The sequence below is a fragment of the Rossellomorea vietnamensis genome, assembly GCF_008180415.1.
GTDB lineage: Bacteria > Bacillota > Bacilli > Bacillales > Bacillaceae_B > Rossellomorea > Rossellomorea vietnamensis_C.
Window position 1 is genome coordinate 429481 of record NZ_VTEI01000001.1, and the last position, 17632, is coordinate 447112.

The window sequence follows — 17632 nt, forward strand, 5'->3', positions numbered from 1 at the left end:
CAGAGGGTGATTTTATAATTTTCTAATCAATAAAAAAAGGCGCCGAAGCACCCTTCATGTATACTCACTCAGTCTATTTATCACTCCAGCGAAAGAACCGGGATGCAAGGTATGTGGAAACCACAGCTATGCCGAGCAGCACACCAACTTCAAGCCCGAATTCTGTAATAGGCGCTTCACTCCACGTCCCGCGAAGCATTTCGACCACATAATACAAAGGAAGGATTTTTGCTGTATATTGAAGCACCGTAGGCATCATTTCAAGTGGAAAAGTCGCGCCTGATAAAAACAGCATCAGGTTCAGGAACAAAGAGCTGATGGCAGCCGCGCTTTGTGTGTTCTTGGCTAGCGATGTCAGAAAAAGCGCGAAAGGAAAAAAGGCAAGGATGCTGATCAAAAGCGCCAAGAGCGTACTGCCGATATAAGCAGGCATGGACAGGTCATACATCAGCATGCCGAACACCATCAACAGGACAGCAGAGATTGCAAAAATGACGGTCCCCTGGAAGGTATGAGCGGCAAGGATTTTCCACGGCTGAAGCGGGGTTGATTGGTATCTCCTCAGTACACCTGTTTCACGGTAACCGGTTAATACCGTTCCCAAGGTAAAGAAAGAGGTGGTGACAATATTGACGCCAATCCAGGCAGGAACGAACATTTCAGCAAACATTCTCTCATCCAATTCCTGCCCGACAAACATGGATCCAAACAGCCAAATCATGGCCACTGGGAATAAAAAGGTCCAAAACACACTGAGGCGGTCTCTGAAGAACATTCTAGTCTCTAATGTAGCAAGCTTTATAATAGCGGTCATCCTGCAGCCTCCTCCTTTTCAAGATAATGAACAAACAGGTCATCAAGAGAGCCTTTTTCAAATTTAAAATCAGAAAGTACTATCCCATGTTCATGGCAGTATGTAAAAATACGATAAGCTGTCTCCTGCTGATCCTCACTGAAAACCTTAAATACTTTATCCTCTTTTTCCACCCTGACCACTTCAGGCAGTGCCTCTAAAAATCGCTGATCAACCTGGCCGCTTTCAAATGCAATAAACTGTCCTGATGGGTTGTCTAGTAACTCTTCAGGTGTATTCAATGCTTTCAGCTCACCGCTGTAAATCATCGCTACACGATCACAAAGCTTTTCTGCTTCCTCCATATAATGGGTCGTGACGACAATCGTACATCCCTCATCCCTTAACATTCTGATCATCGACCACATTTCCCTCCGCGCATGCGGATCCAACCCCATACTCGGTTCATCAAGAAACACAATTTCAGGGCTGTGCAGCGTCGCTAGTGCAAGGGTGACCCTTTGCTTCCAGCCGCCGGACAAATCCTCAAAACGCACATTCATTTTCTCATCCAGATTTAATAAGTCGATCAGATACTCTTTCTTTGTAGTATTACTATAAAACGAGGCAAACAGGTCCATCGCCTCTTTCACCTTCATTTTTCTCTGAATCGAGGTAGCTTGAAACTGTACACCTATCCGTTTATTCAACTCTCTCAGCTGCTGGCTGGGAACCAGCCCCAGTACATCTATCGTTCCTTGGGTCGGCTTACTGATTCCCTCAAGCATTTCAAGTGTCGTCGTCTTCCCCGCTCCATTCGGTCCGATGATCCCGAAGATTTCTCCTCTTCTTACTGAAAAAGAAATATTTTTCACCGCTTGGACGCTGCCAAAGTTTTTAGACAAATTTTCAACTGTAATAACGTTCTCCATTGTTCTCTCCCCCTTATACTTTAATTTCTCTGATTTACAAACCCCTCTACCAGACTATGAAGCAAGTCATATGATTAGGGGTTTTTCATGTAAAATTTTTTTAAAATTCTTTTTCACATTTAAAATTAGATTACTTATACATTCCAGCTCTTCAATTCTTCTTTTCTACATGGAGTTCTCTTTTTTCACTTAATATGATAAAGGCTCCCGCAGCAAGGGCCAGCCCCATAACCAATCCATAGATTTCTCCTCCTGACCACATAGCATGTAAACAATTCTTATGAACAAAGCTGAAACTGCGTTGACAAACTATGCCGATCCATTCCATCTTGGCTACTATATATACGGCAGATAAGTGATTAGGTTTCTTAAAATTCAGATTTTTATAAAGGTAGTCATTGAGATTCCCAAAAGAACTTACATCTTAGGTACTGAGAAGAACTATGCTGAGAGACCTGTACCGGTAACACTCACAGGGAATCGTGCCAATTTTCACGGCTGACCTGGTTTTCATGGTATGTTTTTCAATGAACCGAGACAATTTTCATGGCTGACCCGTTTTTACGGCACGCTTTCCGCCTATCCGTACCATTTTAACAGGCGATTCGTTTCATGCTCCGTTTAACGCCCTACAGAATTCATAAGAATTCAGACCTTAATTACCTCGTCTGAACTGTTTAATAAACCCTAACATCCTGACTTTTAAAACAACTTAGTTTTTTCGATATACAAAGTATAGGAACTCCGTTATACTAGTCATGTAAGCACTTAAATTTTTTTAATGGGGAGATTAATTATGAGCAAAAACTCAAAACAAAATGAACCATTAGTTACGCATATTTTCACAGCCGACCCTTCTGCACATGTTTTCGAAGGAAAGCTTTATATCTATCCTTCTCATGATCTTGACCATAATGGACCGACCAATGATAATGGTGACCAATATGCCATGGAAGATTACCATGTCTTGTCGATGGAAGATGAAAACGCGCCATGTGTGGATCATGGAGAAGCACTTCATCTAAAAGACGTACCTTGGGCCAGCCAGCAGCTCTGGGCGCCGGATGCGGCATTCAAGAATGATCAATATTACTTATACTTCCCTGCGAGGGATAAGGACGGAATCTTCAGAATCGGTGTGGCCACAAGTTCTAATCCTGCAGGACCTTTCACTCCACAGGAAAATTACATACCGGGAAGCTATAGCATCGATCCCGCTGTATTTGTTGATGAAGATGATAAAGCATATATGTACTTTGGAGGATTATGGGGAGGACAGCTCGAGAAGTGGCAGACAGAAACTTTTACAGCTGACGCAGAAGGTCCTGCTCCAAGCGCTCCTGCAATAGGACCGAGAGTAGCAGAACTGAACGATGACATGCTGACCTTTAAAAATGACCCGTCAGAAATCTCGATTGTCGACGAAGACGGCAATCCGATTACAGCAGGAGATGAAGACCGAAGATATTTTGAAGGTCCTTGGATGCACAAATATAATGGTCTTTATTATTTGTCTTATTCAACCGGAACCACTCACAAAATCGTCTACGCGGTCAGCGAAAACCCTCAAGGACCTTTCGTCTTTAAAGGAACGATTCTGACTCCGGTCAGCGGCTGGACCACGCATCATTCTATCGTTCAGTTCAAAGAAAAATGGTATCTATTTTATCACGACTGCTCCCTGTCAGGCGGAGTAGATCATAAGCGTTCGGTAAAATTCACTGAGCTGAAATATAACGAAGATGGAAGCATACAAACGATCGATCCTTATTAATCGATTCGTTTGCCCGGCAGCCGGTTCTCTATTGAGGGCTGGCTTTTTTGATGAATTGCTGCTTTTGTATGCATTAGGATGTTTAGAGACTAATCACCATACTATAATACTTTTTCCTGCTTTTAATAAGGTGTTTACCAGCTAATCACCATACTATAATACTTTTTCCTGCTTTTAATAAGGTGTTTACCAGCTAATCACCATACTATTATGCTTTTTCCCGATTTTAATAGGGTGTTTTCCAGCTAATCACCATACTATAATACTTTTTCCTGCTTTTAATAGGGTGTTTCCGGCTATTTATCATAATATTATGCTCATACCGGTGAACACCTGTTAAATTTTCTCCTTTCACCTTTAATTGACGATAATAAAGTTAAAGGGTATGGTTACCTAAATGAAAAACAGAATCTAAATAGAAGTATCTCTAAAACAAGGTGATTTCCCGTGGAAAATATAGTAGCAGAATGGCTCGGTTCCCTGAATGGACCTGCAGCTGCAGGAGTCAGCATCCTTTTAAACATTATCATCAGCACACTCGGGGTCATTCCCAGTGTATTTTTAACAGCGGCTAATATCTCCATCTTCGGTTTCGAATTTGGTTTATTTCTGTCATTCATTGGGGATGTACTTGGTGCCTTCATCAGTTTCATTCTCTACCGTAAAGGATTAAGAAAAATCGCAAGCAGGAAGAGCATTCAACAGAAGCATTTAAAAAAGCTGCTGGATTCCAAAGGCGTTGAAGCATTCCTCCTGGTTTTGGGTCTTAGATTGTTTCCTTTTGCACCATCCGGTTTGGTCACGCTGGCCGGCGCGTTCAGTACAATGGGTATTCTCAATTTCGCAGCCGCAAGTACACTTGGTAAGATCCCGGCCATTCTTATAGAAGCTTATTCCGTTCAGGAAGTGCTTTTGATGAGTAGAACAGGGAAATTCATTTTGACTCTCACTGCCATTGTGTTGATCGGGTCTTTCATTATCAGAGTCCGTAAGTCCGCTCGTAAATGAATCTTCTGTGAGCCACTAACTAAAAAGCATCTGCCTAGAGACAGATGCTTTAAGCTTATTCAACTGGAGAGGGCTCATGCGATTATTAAAGTTTGAACTTGGCTCGCTCGCTCGTATTCTGGAATTTTCGCTCGTATTTATGTATAAAGCGATCGTATAATCGCATACTCCGCTAATAAATGTGCATAACCCGGTCGCAAGCCCCCCGTCAATGCCCCCCTCTAAAATAGCCCACTTTCATGAGCCCCTCCCTTACCGTTTCTTCTCAAGAAGTCACGCCACAAGACCATTCTCCTATTCGCTGCATGCCAATCAGCTCATTTTCCAAAAAATGCTTCTTAAACTGATAGGATTTCCGATAGGATAGATGGGGAGGACTTCCCCTATTTCGGATGAAATGGAGTGGGAAAATGAAAAGGTTGGGATTGATTTTGCTTATGCTGTTTTTGATGCTGCCAGTCAGTGCACACGCTGGGAAAATCGGCGGGAAGGATAATCCCGGTGGTGTTCCCGGACAATGGTATGCCGGAGATGCTCCTGGTTACTCTGACCCTAATAAGCCGGTGCTTGTGTTTATCCACGGAATCAACAGCTCCTCCAAAATGTGGTGGGAGAGCAACAACATGTATCAAACCGCCCTCAATAATGGGTATCAAACTGCCTTCATCGACGTTCATCCAGACAAGAACATGTGGGATAATGGAACGATTATCAATAACCGAGTCCGTGACATCTACAACTATTTTGGCCAGAAGAAACTGGTGATAGTCGGCCACAGCAAAGGTGGTATCGATGCACAAAACGCATTGGTCCATTACGGAGCACACCCTTATGTTTCCAACCTCATCACTTTGTCTACACCTCATCACGGCTCACAGCTTGCCGATCTTGCTTATAGCGGATGGGCTGGCTGGCTTGCAAGTATTTTAGGAAGCAAAAATGATGCTACTTATTCACTTCAGACCGGATACATGAGAAATTACAGGCCTCAGATTGACACACATATCAACCGCTCTAAAAATTCCGTCTTTACTTTGGCCGGTACCAAATGGGGAAGCTTTGGATCTTCTCTATATTGGGGAGGACTCTACCTAAGCTCTTACGGTTCCAATGACGGTGCCGTAACGGTTGCCAATTCCCGGCTTCCTTACAGCAAAGAGGTCCGAGTCAGCAGCTGGAACCATACGACAGTCCGGGAAGGCGGGACATTCCAATATTTCCGCCCTTACTTAACACTTAACGCCCAGCCGGTTGCCGGAATCACATCTGCGGAATCAATGAGTGAGCCACTGGCACCGGAACTGGAGCCTGCCAATATCAGTGTCCTTCATAGGGGAGGAGAATTTTCAGCGAGTGCTCTCGAAAACTTCCAGGTGGAAGAAAACGTTGCTAAACTAGATCTTGACTGGCTCAGCGATAAAAAGATAAAAGATCTTGTAGTGACCAGCCCGTCTGGTGTTGAGTACAGGAAATTCACTCATTCAGTAGACGAAGGAGTATTCAAAGGCGGACATCACCACAGCTTTCAGATCCATAAGCCTGAAGCAGGTCAGTGGAGCGTAAAAGTGAACAAGAACAAAGCAGCCTACCTGATGACAGTCGGCTTCCATTCTGATTTAAACGAAGAGATCATCCTGGACGAGAAGACCCTTGAACTGAAGAACAAAGGCAGCAAAATTAAAAACTTCCAGGTCAATGTCAATATCAATAAAGATGGCCAGAAGAAGAAAGATGCCTCTATGATGATTTCGCAAAAAGGCAAAGTGCCATTTACGTTCAAAGAAGAGGGCGTCTACACCCTCACCCTGGATGTCAAAGGAAAAACCAAAGCGGGGAAAAAATTCGAAAGAACGATCGTTAAATCTATTTACGTGGACAAAAACGGGAACACGTATTAGATTTTAAATAATCGTCTATTAGGTAAATAACCACATTATTTAATAGGTGCAAATCCAGATCAATAGAAAGGACCTAACCTAGTATTACTACTAAAATGTTAGGTCCTTTCTGATTCATTTAGCCTCTTTTCTTCTCATGATCCCCAATGTATTCAGATTTTTATTTTTTCGGGTTAGTATCAAATAGCGTCAAATTATACGAAAAAAAGCCCTTTATAAACAATAGTGCACCATTATTGCACCTTAAACAGTATGTAATAAACTACTCATGCAGCGGGATTCCTATTATTGAATAAAAGTATAAATTTATGATGCCTTAACTGAAGTATAAATTGAAAAATTCAAGAATAAGACTGACTTTCCTTAAACCGCTTTCTTTGTATGCAGTTTATCAGGATATCGAGTTCTTGACTGATATCTATGGTAACCTGACTATCCAAGCCGTTTTGAGCAGCGGACTTGAATAGTTTTGCCCTGGTTTCTTCTATTAGCCTGTGCAAATCACACTCTCTCAAAAGAATCTCCTCCAGAGGATAATATAAACAGAATTTGGTATTTTTTCTAGCCTCCTAAAAATTATAAAATTTGTTCCTATTAATGTAAATTTAATGATGTTAAACTTTATTTAAGCATTACTTAACAAAAGGGGAAATGGGGTTGAGTTCACAGTGAACATTGAGCAGATTAAATACATATTGGAAGTAAGCAAAGAGGGGTCCATTACTAAAGCGGCTGAGAGGCTGCACCTTTCTCCTTCAGCCTTGAGCCAGTCTATTACTCAATTAGAAAAAGAGTTGGGAGTAACAATTTTTTCACGTTCCCGAAAAGGGACCATCCCCACTTCGGAAGGAAAAAAAGTTTTAAATCGCGGACATGAAATGATTCACAGCCTGGAAAAATTGTATAAAGAAATTTCAATAGATAAAGAGGAAAAGCTTTTAAAAATAGGATGTTCTCCCTCCATCACCTATCTTGTATATGATGCTTTTGTGCTTTTTTACGAAGATCACAGCAATGTAAAAGTAGAAATCATCGAACTGGACCAGGATGAAATTTTGAGCAGGCTGATCCACGGAGATATAGATTTAGCCTTTTCTCCTTTCGGTGAGGAGGAATTGAAAGGATTGAGAATCAGTGATTTTCTCGATTATCAATTAATCTATACTGGCTATGCCTGTCTTTGTGCTAGTAAACATTCTCCTCTTTTCTTAAAAGACTTTATCACCCCTGAAGATTTAAAAGGAGAAAAAGTAGTCATGTATAATTCAAAACGATCCAATCACTTTGTAAACTCCTATTTGCCGGGTGCTTCTCTTTTATTTACCACTAATAACATAGGGGTATTAAAGAGTGCGATTTTTGATGGACATGCCTCCTCTCTCGTATATAATTTCACTTTTAAAAACCATATGGACGTAAAAAAAGGGAACCTGGCCATCATTCCCTTCATGAACCCAGGCAAGATTCTCAATTATTTTTGGGTCATCTATAACCGGAACAAGGAGCTTTCTTATGAAGCCCAGGAATTTCAAAAGAAAATCATTCAATTGCTTAATGAGTAAGTTTAGAGCTGGATTCAGGAACACTGCTTGACAATAGAACTTTAATACTTTCTTATCCTATAAAAAAGAGATTAACGCAGTGTGCGTTAATCCCTCCCCTTAATTGCTTTGGTGTGTATGTCCTCTACAGACTTTCTTTAAAATCCTCCACCATACTTAAGAAACGGCTTTCTTCTTCTAAATAGGGAAGGTGGTTGCTTTCGTTAAAGATATATAACTGTGAATTCGGAATCTCTCTATGTATTTCTTCTGAATAATGCAGTGGACACTGCTTATCGTGGCTTCCGCAGTAAACTAGGGTTGGAATGTTAATCCCCGAAAGTTTTTCACGAATATCAAAATTGGGAAGCTCTTGAAAAGAGTAATAATCCAGCCTTCTTTGAACGACTCTTCCGCTTGATGGTCTCTTAAAATAGTCTTCTCTTTTATCTGCATTAAATAAAGACATGTTCGTCCATTCTTTATTGGCATTCTTTTTTTCCTCAACCGTTGCCTCAGATGATTTCAAAATGGCGAATATTTCTCTGAGACGTTTGTTTAATGGACTTTTGGAACAATACATACTTTCCCGGTTCTCCATATATTTTTTAGAGGCCGCAGCACCGCCGACAACCAATCCTTCAAGACTATCGGAATATAAATCTCCATAAACAAGCCCTAACATTCCGCCAGTAGAATGACCTGCAAAACTCCATTTCTCCAAACCCAATGCTTCCCGGATCGATTCAAGATCCTTCACTGATTCTGCCATGCTCAACTCTTCTGCCAACTCAGCCCTGCAAGAGTTCCCAGCTTCTTTCAGATTAACAAGAATAACTTTGAATTGATGCACAAAAGCGTCAGCAAAATAATAACCCAATTCATTAAATTCACTGTACAAGTGTGTGATACATACAGGTTTCCCTTTTCCTCTGACAAAGATTTCAAATAGCCCTCGATTCGTTTTTAGCAACTGCTGTTTCCACATAAGAACACCTCCGCTAGTCATATGTCTCAATATTAATTCTGTCAATTCATCCTTAATGCTTCGTATATTCTTGATAAAGTAGTTTCATAGCTTCAATAATCTTCTGATCTGCAGTTTTATCATGAAATCGGTTGGGCAGATTCACAGCTCCTACAGCAAAAAGGAGTGGTTGTTCTCCAAAAGCTCCCATGATGCCGATATCCACCAGAGCATGGTCCAACCCGCCAGTCATATGGTTTAAATGAAAGGAAGGAATCCCGTCTATACCGCCTTTTTGCCTAACCAATCCATTTATAATCGGAGTCCAGATGTCTGGTTTTTTTATATATTCTTCATAAATATGTATTATTAAATTTAAGGTTTCATCCAGTTTTCCCTTATTTTCTTGGCTTCTAGGATTCTCCGTTGCATGGATGGATGGGAATGCGGCTTGAATTGTGTGATTCACTTTCTCCCAGCCCCCACAGTACCTCACGATTTCTCCAGCAACATAGCTGTCGTGGCAGGCAATCATGACTTCAACAGCTTCCCGCAGCTGCAATGAACTTCTTAATTGAAGATGCGGATACAATTCTTTACTATCTTCTCCGGGATTAAAGGAAATATTATCTACAAGGTCATTCCAATTAAGCTCACCTGTTTCTACCCCCGCGGCTGCACAATACCCAATAGCTATCTTGGCAGCAGACGCCAGAGGGATTGTCATTTCAGGGTTGATGGAATCCAGGAAACCATTGCTCCTCGTGCAATAAACCTTAATCCCAATCTGTCCCTGCTGAATTTCGTTTAATTTAGCCAGTACCTGATTCATTTTGCTTGCTCCTTCTTTTGTCTAAAATTAAGGAATAAATCCAAGCTGCACCAATCCCGATCCAAAAAATAGCGAAGGAGGATAATAAGTCCCTTCCGAAAATCAAATTGTGGGAATGGTCAATGAACAACAAAAACAAGAAGATGTAAAACCCAAAAACCACTCCCTTATCCCAGTGACTTTTTTCGGACTGTGTCATATTTCTGAAGAACTTCATCTTAGCCTCCTAATCTTCAAAAACCAACACTCTTAATTGAGCAATTGAGAGCGTAGTACTAACCTGAACCTTTTCTTTAAACAGACCCTCTTCAAGAAATAGAAGTCTTACGTCACCGCTCCGAGTAATGGTTGCCTTCACTTTAAATGGGCCCTCCTTGAATAATAAAAGTTCGTATGAAGAAGTGATACCCAGCCTGGAGATTGAAGTCTTCCACCAAGATAGAATTTCCAGAGAATCCACCCACCCTGCTTCAGGGAATGCCAAATTATCAATGACAAAATAAATACGGGCCAATTTTCCTTTGTCTTTTTCTACTATTCCTTCATCAGAAACAACAAGTTTGAATTTCAAGATTGCCCTCCCAATTTAACAACTGGACATTCCATTATTAACTTATATATCAGAATGGAATTTTGTCATCCTTGGTTTTATACTTAAATTTCTTAGTAAGGTAAACCAACTCATGGTCCTTTTTAAACCCAACTTTCGTATAGAGCCTTATTGCTTTTTCATTTGTTGAGTCCACACAGAGTGTTACCGAATGCATAGAGTTGAATGAGAATAACCAATTCAGCGCTTGAGATACTAATCGGGCTCCTATTCCTTTCCCTCTTGCTGATTCATTTACTGCAAAGAATTATATGCTCGCTTCTCCAAATTCAGGTTCTGCTTCGGCATAAATATATCCTGTTAAAAGGCCGTCTTCACTCGTCATCATTACTTTATTAAAATCATTCATCCGTTCAATCATTTGACTGCCATTATAATAACTGCCAGGAAAAGTTTGGTCGTGCAGTTCTTTCATCGCACTATAGTACTCTGGTGTGATTTCTTGAATTGGCTCACCAATCACCTTCTTCACATCTTTACGGGCAAAGCCAAGGATGGACTGTACACTCTGGTGAACAAAACCCAGTCCCTCCGCCATGGCAATCACCTTCTCATTTTCCTTATTTGGAAACATACTGATACTGTGGACTTGATTTGGTATCAATTTAATCATCCGATCCCACATACTCTGCATGAATTCAATATGAGTTTCCTTGAGAAAAGGTCCCCAAATCTCGGCGGTATTATTTTCAATATCCGCATCAAAACCTAAAACTCCGACCAGCTTTTCTTGATCATAAGCAACCGAAAAGCTTTCCGTATAATGTATATCCGTTATATCATTCCCTGATTGAATGAGCGATCTCTTGACTATCCTCGCCGCAGTAACCTATATGTGAGGCTTCGTTTCTATTTAAATGGGAAATGAATTCTGCAACTCGATCAACTTCCCCTTCATTCATGGCTCTCATTTTCAACATTGCCGCTTCCCCCTAATGAACTGTCTCTTTAATAAATAGCTTTCTTGCAACTCAATAAAATCCCAGTGGAAGTATATACAAAAGATCAGTTATCTACAGAAAAGTTACAATCAAAATGACCATGAGTATTATCTTCAGGCGGTCTTAATTCCTTTGTGGCACAAGGATGAATAACATAATAGCTGCGAATATGGAAAAACCGCTCGCGATAGAAAAAGTATAATAAATGCTATATCCTTCCATAATAAGCAGGCTTATCGGCAAGGAAGCACAAACAGCACCCAGACAGCCCCCTCTCCTTGAATACCAAACAATCCAGCCCCATATAGGAGAAAAATAAAGGCAGCACCCATCCATGTAAAAAAATAATATCTAGGAAAAAAATCAAATAATATCATGGAATAGATGTAGTAGGAAATCAACATGCTCATAAAAAACACTATTGTATGGAAAGCTGCTGAGACAGAGGTCCGGCTTTTGGTAATGATGAGTGTTGAGATAAAAACCCAAAATCCAAGTTGATTTCCAATCACCCCTAAGATAGTACCATCAGCAAACTTGGCTATTATACCTAAAAGCAAACCCAACACACCTTACAAATAAGGTGCTTTTAATCTTTTCCCTGTCCAAAAAGGATTTTCACTTGAATGAACAGGACTCAAAGCAGCTCTTGTCAATTTCATTTCCTTCTTCCTTGTTCATCTTTATCCAGAAGGAAGGATATTCAGCATAATCAATTAAAGAGCAAAAGCTTTAAAGGCAGCGAATATCGAGAAAAATACAATCAAAGATAAAATAACATCCATTTTCTTATTCAGCTCTCTCTCTAAGCCAGGTATTCGTTCTATTAAGAAATAACTTATCGAGACAAGGCATCCAGCAAGGATCCCTCCTTCAAGTGTAGAAAGATCATATACATATTGATCAATCCACCTAAGTGAAATAACTGAAAAGGGAACAGAAAGGGCTTTGAAAAAAGTTGAATAAGTTTGCATAATTGCCGTCCCCCTCTTACGATCTCTGATTAATTTCTAATTAGACGAACACTAGTTCAAAATGGTTTCGTTATTCATGTTCCTTTTTCTCACTAATGAATCTTGCTCATACAGTTCTTTTAAGAATACAAAAACAGCAATCGAAAGAGGATTGCTGCTTGCACTTTAACTATTCAGTTCTACTATCGGCTGCTCTCTTTAGTAGTTTTGATATAATTCATTAAGAGAACAGTACCTGACACATTCAATATCAAACTCGAACCAAGCAAAATCCCCTTAAAGACAGTTGCTAACGGCATCGTAACTCCAAGCAGCAGAAAGATTAAACCGCATAGCACAAGCACTAACCCTTTTGTTTTGTTATCCATTAAAATAATCCTCCATACGATGACACATCAGATTTTATATCTATTATACGAAACAGCAGAAGATTGGTTTCATTTTTTAAACTTTTTTCCACTAGCATCCGTTACTTTTTCCTATCTATTATTCACTTATACTTATCCAGACAGCGAATAATGACATCAGGTCGATCTTTATGTATTTCATGATCACTATTTTCTGCGATTATCAGCTCTGCACTGTCTGTAAGCATGGACAACTCGATTTGTAACTCTCTCCAAGCATCCTCATACTGATATGCTTCTTCCTCTGGTATGCCATGCTCTATAAAAGGCACTGCTGATACCAACTCGTCCCTTGCAATGATTGTTAACGGAACTTCGGGAAATGGTCCAGCAGCTTTAATTATTTCGCTATCCTCTCTCCAATTAGCGAATTCTTCCGCAACGGTTTTAAAAAGAACTGGATTAGTGATAAAATCCTCATACATACTGAACTGTTCTTTAGTTAAATCCTTTTCAGCTTCCAGAAGGACATCACGGTAACTCGTTCTTAACTCTGCTCTTGATTTGGTTGATGAATTTCTATTACTCTCTATCATTTGTTCTACACTAATCATTGAATTCATAACAGGCAAATCCAATTCGTATAGTTTCTGAAAGTTATAAGATGTGGAATCTATCAGTATGACACCCTTTAATCTCTCAGGAAACATCTTGGCATATTGCTGGACACAGAGGCCGCCAAATGAGTGCCCGATCAACACGAAGGGGTCTTGGATAGCCAAATCGGTCAATAAGGCGTTTAATTCTTCAGCGATATTATTTACATTCCGTTGTGTTTCTGACTCTTCACTCCTGCCATACCCAGCCCTATGGTATAGGATGATGGTAAAATCCTTCTCCAATTTCTTTATGAAAGCATCCCAGTTGTAAATAGAACCGCCGATACCCAGTTCAAAAACTAGAATTGGCTTTCCCTCTCCTCGAACAATATATTCCAAACCTGATAACCTCATTTGATCCCCCTTAAAATTTTCTCTTACAATACATCTTAGCCATAGAAGACGGCGAGAATTCCACCTGGTAATTGGGGTGAAGTTCTCTTCTTGCTTTTTCAGTTAACTCTATTCCTATTCTGTTATGTTTCTCTTCAAGTTGTATTCCGCCTGGCCGGATTCGATCAAAGTCCCAATCAATCCATTCTCCATATCCCTCGGCCCAGTCTATTAATTCATCCTTCAAGCTTTCTGAAAGAGAAAGATCATTAATATCCAGATTACAATAGCATTTTTTACACCAAAACGGGTCAGCCCCTACATCACCTTCAATCATAAGTTCAAAGGTATCTCCTGAATCACACAAACATTTCATGTGTTATCGTCCCCTACCTATTTTTCATTAAGCTGTTTCTCTACTCATAATTGACTAAGACAATCTCCATGAAGGAATCAAGGAATGAAAGCGAAATAAATAACTCATCGGAATATGAATGGTGACATAAATAGTGAGAGTGGTGATATAAGTAAGAAACCATAAAGGCAGGGCCGCGCCAAGAAACAAGTAAAGGAGAAGCATCCCTGCAGGAAAAGGTACCAGCACAATCAACCACATCGGGCTACCCAAAAATTCTGTTAAACCACCTAAAGAAACAACGGTAAATCCTATTATGAATGCCTGCCAAAATGGAATACCGCTGCTGATGATCATGCTTCCCACATAATAAGAGAAGCCATTTAACGTAACCGCCAATATAAAATCAAACAAGTATTTTACTTTCACTTCCCCAGCTCCCTGCACCTTCAATGCTTCTTTATAAAATGATTGATTAATAATCCACTTTCCAATGGGTGTATCCTAATAAAATGAATCCAAATTTGACTGTGAAACTATTTTTAAGGAATGGATGATTCTTAAGAGTGCTTTTTTCTTCCTGATTTCAATGCTGGTAAGTTACATCTTTATTTTAACATAATTACCCATTTATTTTATATCTTCAGAATCTCCTAATAGTTAAAGGTCATTAAATGAAAAATGGAGTGTAATCACGTGATTACACTCCATCATCTTTTAGATTGCTCTTCATTCAATCATTTTTTCAAAACAGGAATCCAAATTTCACTTTTGACTACAGATGATCTTAAATCCTTACTTTTGATGGATAAGATTTCTGGCCCTTCTACTTGTTGATAGCTTGAGGCAGGAAACCACTCGGAATATATACGTCCCCATGTTTCCTGCAGTGTGTCAGGAAAAGGACCAGCAGACTCAAATACTGCCCATGTGTACTCGGGTACTTCGAGAACGGAATAGCCTTTTGGAGTACTATCTGTCGTCGCCGCCCCTATATAATGGTCCAACTCCCCTTTTTCCTCCATTCGAGCCTCCGAAAAGTTCGCAGAAGCCTGTATGATTCCTCCTGGTTCTAAGTTAGAGAGTTCGGTAAGTTCTTGGATTTCCTCATTATCCAATTTATTCCACATCGCGGTGATATGTGGGTTTTCACCACTAAATATAATAGGCACCCTCTTCTTGATCCCTGCGATTTTAAATGCTGCCTTATGTTCAATTCGGTAGTTCATTTCATTTCCTCCCATGATTGATAATTGAAAGGTCATTCGTGGAAATGCTTTTAATGCTCGGCTGTTATTTCTGGCTTCTGATGGAGTGACGCCATGCAAACCTTGATAGGCTCTTGTAAAAGAATCCGGCAATTGATATCCATATTTCATCGCAATATCAATGATTTTCATTCTGCTGTCACTTAGTTCAAAAGCAGCAAGAGTCAGTCTCCTTCTGCGGATATATTCCGATAGTGTAATACCTGCCAGAAAAGAAAACATTCTTTTAAAATGATATTCTGAACATAGAGAAAGCCTCGCCACTTCTTTAAAATCAATATCACTAGTAAGATTCTCTTCAATATACTGCAGTGAGTCATTCATGTTCTTAAGCAAATCCATTTTGTTGACCTCCCTTACCAAAACAATAACAGGAACTTCAATTTCCCAACCGACTTTCCATGCACAGAATTGCAGGGAAGCGGTAAATGAAAGAATAAATGCAATGGAACCAGCCTGCAAACCTATCAACTACTCGGATGCTGAAGGAGCGCTCTACCCTTTAAAGATACTTCTCTAAAATTTTCTGCTGAATTCTTATTATTTTGCTCCATTCACAATTCTTATCCACATCCACGAGATTGTGATATTGACCTTTCAAGCCTCATATCACAGCAATGTAATCTATTTTTATGTAAAAAATAGCCTATCACTTTAATGGCGTACCTTATGTTTATCTACCCATTCATGTTGCTGCCTCTGTTATAACCTTTCCTTCCCCTGGGACAATTACATCTCTGTGTCACTCCTTAATTCTCCGTATTTCAAAAACAAAATAAAGAATCCAAAAAGGTATCCAAAGAAATGGCCCATATGGTTTGAATTCTTGACGTAATAAGAAAATAAGCAGTACTCCCACAACTAAAAACGGCAGCAGAAGCATCCAGTAACGTTTACTTTTTAGCATTCATACCTCTCCACGGAACTATAATCAAATGGCAGTATGCACTCATAACTTGGCTATATCCCCATTAAAAACAAACAGTAAGCTCAATCGCCAACCGAAATTTTCCGTTCAAATATAATTTCATAATCTGTTGGTTTTCCATGTCCGTTATATTTGAGAGGCAGTACCTGAACCAATCTCCAGCCCTGTGCAGCGTGCTCATCGATTACCTCTCTGTGCTGAGGAGAAGTGAAAAATCCTCCAAGGGTCGTTTCAACATACTTGTATTCATACATTGGCAGCCCCTCCATCTTCTTTTATATGTTATATACGAGGCTGGCCTCGAAATGGTTTCAATCAGGAACTATTAACTAAAGAAAAACCCCTGTGAAGGTCACTAAGGGGTGCCGTTTTGGTAGAGAAAATTACCAATAGCATTATAAGTAGCAGGCTAATTCATATGAATTAGCCTGCTTTATTTGTTGTTATAACAATGTTTGTATTCGAATTTGGGGTTTATTAGCACTTCGAATATTGAACAGATAATAAATGAGATGTTAATTAGGGTGATAAATGACTTGTCAATTAGCAACCTGTTCTTGCGAAGATGAGCATCTAGTATTGTTTGATACAATTGTGAATAATGGATATTTCTATATACGGGCAGCTTGCTGGAATATGATCTTACTACAATGGGGTGGCATATAATGAAAATCTACTCAGTTGAGGATATACCGAAAAACAAAATAATTGAATTTTTCAAATTACATTGGGGAAGTCCAGAAATGGTTATTTCAAGTGGCGTTTATGATTGTAGTATATTAGAGGGTTTTGCAATTGTAAATGTGAAAGGAGCAATCATTGGCTTAATTACTTATATAATCAAAGATAAAGAATTGGAAATTATATCATTGGATAGTATTGAAGAAGGTAAAGGAATAGGCACATCGTTAGTTCAAGAAGTAGAAAATCTTGCTATTAAAAAAAGATGTAGACTCGTTAAACTTATAACAACAAACGATAATTTATCAGCATTAAAGTTTTATCAAAAAAGAGGTTTTATTCTTTCTCACATTATAAATAATGCAGTTGATAAAGCAAGAGAGTTAAAACCAGAGATACCCTTGATTGGCAATGAAGGTATCCCAATAAGAGATGAGATTGAATTGATAAAGATATTAAACTAACGAAGGCTTTAATGTAATAAGAAGATCCTAAAAAATCAAAAAACCCAGATCCTTTTGAATCTGGGTTTTTTGCTGTAAAATACAGTATTATTCTTAGATCTCTAAGCCTAGTTTATCAAAGTCCGTAAGTAAGACAGGTTTTTTAGACGCTTAATAATAAGGGGAGAATTTCCCCTTATTTAGTAAAACAGCTCCTAAAATGGCTTTAATAGAGGGAAATATTCCCTCTATTTGCTAAAAATCAGGTCAAAAGAGTCATTTTTCTTTGCTTAAGGGGAAAATTTCCCCTTATTCACCTCAAATCGGCATCTATATTTTATCATAACG

At 39.4% G+C, this 17632-nt stretch carries 21 protein-coding genes and 1 pseudogene; 5 read left to right on the forward strand and 17 right to left on the reverse strand.

Translation table 11 applies throughout. The features are described 5' to 3' along the window. Positions 1-73: 73 nt before the first annotated feature. Positions 74-814, reverse strand: coding sequence for an ABC transporter permease (locus FZC78_RS01935; RefSeq protein ID WP_148938005.1), 741 nt, complete (start codon positions 812-814; stop codon positions 74-76). Continuing rightward, positions 811-1725, reverse strand: coding sequence for an ABC transporter ATP-binding protein (locus FZC78_RS01940; RefSeq protein ID WP_148938006.1), 915 nt, complete (start codon positions 1723-1725; stop codon positions 811-813). Before FZC78_RS01940 ends, FZC78_RS01935 begins: the two co-directional genes overlap by 4 nt. Before the next feature lie 796 nt (positions 1726-2521). Here FZC78_RS01940 and FZC78_RS01945 point away from each other — a divergent pair. The 3 genes from FZC78_RS01945 (at position 2522) to FZC78_RS01955 (ending at position 6405) form a co-directional block, all read left to right on the forward strand. Next, the gene (locus FZC78_RS01945) at positions 2522-3499 is read left to right on the forward strand and encodes a glycoside hydrolase family 43 protein (protein ID WP_148938007.1); all 978 of its coding nucleotides are present in this window, start codon (positions 2522-2524) and stop codon (positions 3497-3499) included. Between the two features lie 447 nt (positions 3500-3946). Further along, complete coding sequence (locus FZC78_RS01950) at positions 3947-4507, forward strand: TVP38/TMEM64 family protein (protein WP_148938008.1); 561 nt, start codon at positions 3947-3949, stop codon at positions 4505-4507. A gap of 410 nt (positions 4508-4917) precedes the next feature. Beyond that, positions 4918-6405 (forward strand): esterase/lipase family protein, encoded by a 1488-nt coding sequence (locus FZC78_RS01955; protein ID WP_252183469.1) that lies wholly within the window; start codon positions 4918-4920, stop codon positions 6403-6405. Between the two features lie 341 nt (positions 6406-6746). On the opposite strand, the gene FZC78_RS24475 is transcribed toward FZC78_RS01955, so the two are convergent. Continuing rightward, positions 6747-6920 carry an aspartyl-phosphate phosphatase Spo0E family protein gene (locus FZC78_RS24475; protein ID WP_148938010.1) on the reverse strand — a complete coding sequence of 58 codons (174 nt, stop codon included), beginning with the start codon at positions 6918-6920 and terminating at the stop codon, positions 6747-6749. A gap of 153 nt (positions 6921-7073) precedes the next feature. Here FZC78_RS24475 and FZC78_RS01965 point away from each other — a divergent pair, with 153 nt between their 5' ends. After that, positions 7074-7967 (forward strand): LysR family transcriptional regulator, encoded by an 894-nt coding sequence (locus tag FZC78_RS01965; RefSeq protein WP_148938011.1) that lies wholly within the window; start codon positions 7074-7076, stop codon positions 7965-7967. Between the two features lie 124 nt (positions 7968-8091). Here the strand turns inward: FZC78_RS01965 and FZC78_RS01970 are convergent, their stop codons facing one another. From FZC78_RS01970 to FZC78_RS02030, 14 genes and pseudogenes are all read right to left on the reverse strand, one after another. Further along, the gene (locus tag FZC78_RS01970; protein ID WP_148938012.1) at positions 8092-8934 is read right to left on the reverse strand and encodes an alpha/beta fold hydrolase; all 843 of its coding nucleotides are present in this window, start codon (positions 8932-8934) and stop codon (positions 8092-8094) included. A gap of 52 nt (positions 8935-8986) precedes the next feature. After that, positions 8987-9745, reverse strand: a complete 759-nt coding sequence (locus FZC78_RS01975) for a serine hydrolase (RefSeq protein ID WP_148938013.1) — start codon at positions 9743-9745, stop codon at positions 8987-8989. Continuing rightward, positions 9726-9962: a hypothetical protein gene (locus FZC78_RS23420; protein WP_187444762.1), complete on the reverse strand. Its 237-nt coding sequence runs from the start codon at positions 9960-9962 to the stop codon at positions 9726-9728. Before FZC78_RS23420 ends, FZC78_RS01975 begins: the two co-directional genes overlap by 20 nt. Positions 9963-9971: 9 nt before the next feature. Further along, entirely contained in the window at positions 9972-10316 is a 345-nt protein-coding gene (locus FZC78_RS01980; RefSeq protein ID WP_148938014.1) for a hypothetical protein, read from the reverse strand. Positions 10317-10365: 49 nt separating this feature from the next. After that, positions 10366-10587, reverse strand: a pseudogene (locus FZC78_RS24665) (GNAT family N-acetyltransferase); the annotation flags it as partial. 15 nt (positions 10588-10602) lie between these two features. Further along, positions 10603-10968 (reverse strand): hypothetical protein, encoded by a 366-nt coding sequence (locus tag FZC78_RS01990; RefSeq protein ID WP_148938015.1) that lies wholly within the window; start codon positions 10966-10968, stop codon positions 10603-10605. A gap of 166 nt (positions 10969-11134) precedes the next feature. Further along, complete coding sequence (locus FZC78_RS23425) at positions 11135-11275, reverse strand: hypothetical protein (RefSeq protein WP_187444763.1); 141 nt, start codon at positions 11273-11275, stop codon at positions 11135-11137. Between the two features lie 737 nt (positions 11276-12012). Continuing rightward, positions 12013-12270, reverse strand: a complete 258-nt coding sequence (locus FZC78_RS02000) for a hypothetical protein (RefSeq protein WP_148938017.1) — start codon at positions 12268-12270, stop codon at positions 12013-12015. Positions 12271-12452: 182 nt separating this feature from the next. Beyond that, positions 12453-12638 (reverse strand): hypothetical protein, encoded by a 186-nt coding sequence (locus FZC78_RS02005; protein WP_148938018.1) that lies wholly within the window; start codon positions 12636-12638, stop codon positions 12453-12455. Between the two features lie 122 nt (positions 12639-12760). Beyond that, on the reverse strand, positions 12761-13630 hold the full coding sequence (locus tag FZC78_RS02010) for an alpha/beta hydrolase (RefSeq protein WP_148938019.1): 870 nt from the start codon (positions 13628-13630) through the stop codon (positions 12761-12763). Between the two features lie 10 nt (positions 13631-13640). Continuing rightward, positions 13641-13985 (reverse strand): hypothetical protein, encoded by a 345-nt coding sequence (locus FZC78_RS02015; protein ID WP_148938020.1) that lies wholly within the window; start codon positions 13983-13985, stop codon positions 13641-13643. Between the two features lie 54 nt (positions 13986-14039). Continuing rightward, a complete protein-coding gene (locus tag FZC78_RS02020) occupies positions 14040-14393 on the reverse strand; it encodes a hypothetical protein (RefSeq protein WP_187444764.1) in 354 nt (117 codons plus the stop codon). A gap of 308 nt (positions 14394-14701) precedes the next feature. Then, positions 14702-15574 (reverse strand): AraC family transcriptional regulator, encoded by an 873-nt coding sequence (locus FZC78_RS02025; RefSeq protein WP_148938022.1) that lies wholly within the window; start codon positions 15572-15574, stop codon positions 14702-14704. Between the two features lie 648 nt (positions 15575-16222). Then, complete coding sequence (locus tag FZC78_RS02030) at positions 16223-16414, reverse strand: DUF4177 domain-containing protein (RefSeq protein WP_148938023.1); 192 nt, start codon at positions 16412-16414, stop codon at positions 16223-16225. Between the two features lie 411 nt (positions 16415-16825). Between FZC78_RS02030 and FZC78_RS02035 the strand changes: the two genes are divergently transcribed. Further along, complete coding sequence (locus FZC78_RS02035; protein ID WP_113927589.1) at positions 16826-17305, forward strand: GNAT family N-acetyltransferase; 480 nt, start codon at positions 16826-16828, stop codon at positions 17303-17305. Positions 17306-17632 lie beyond the last annotated feature (327 nt).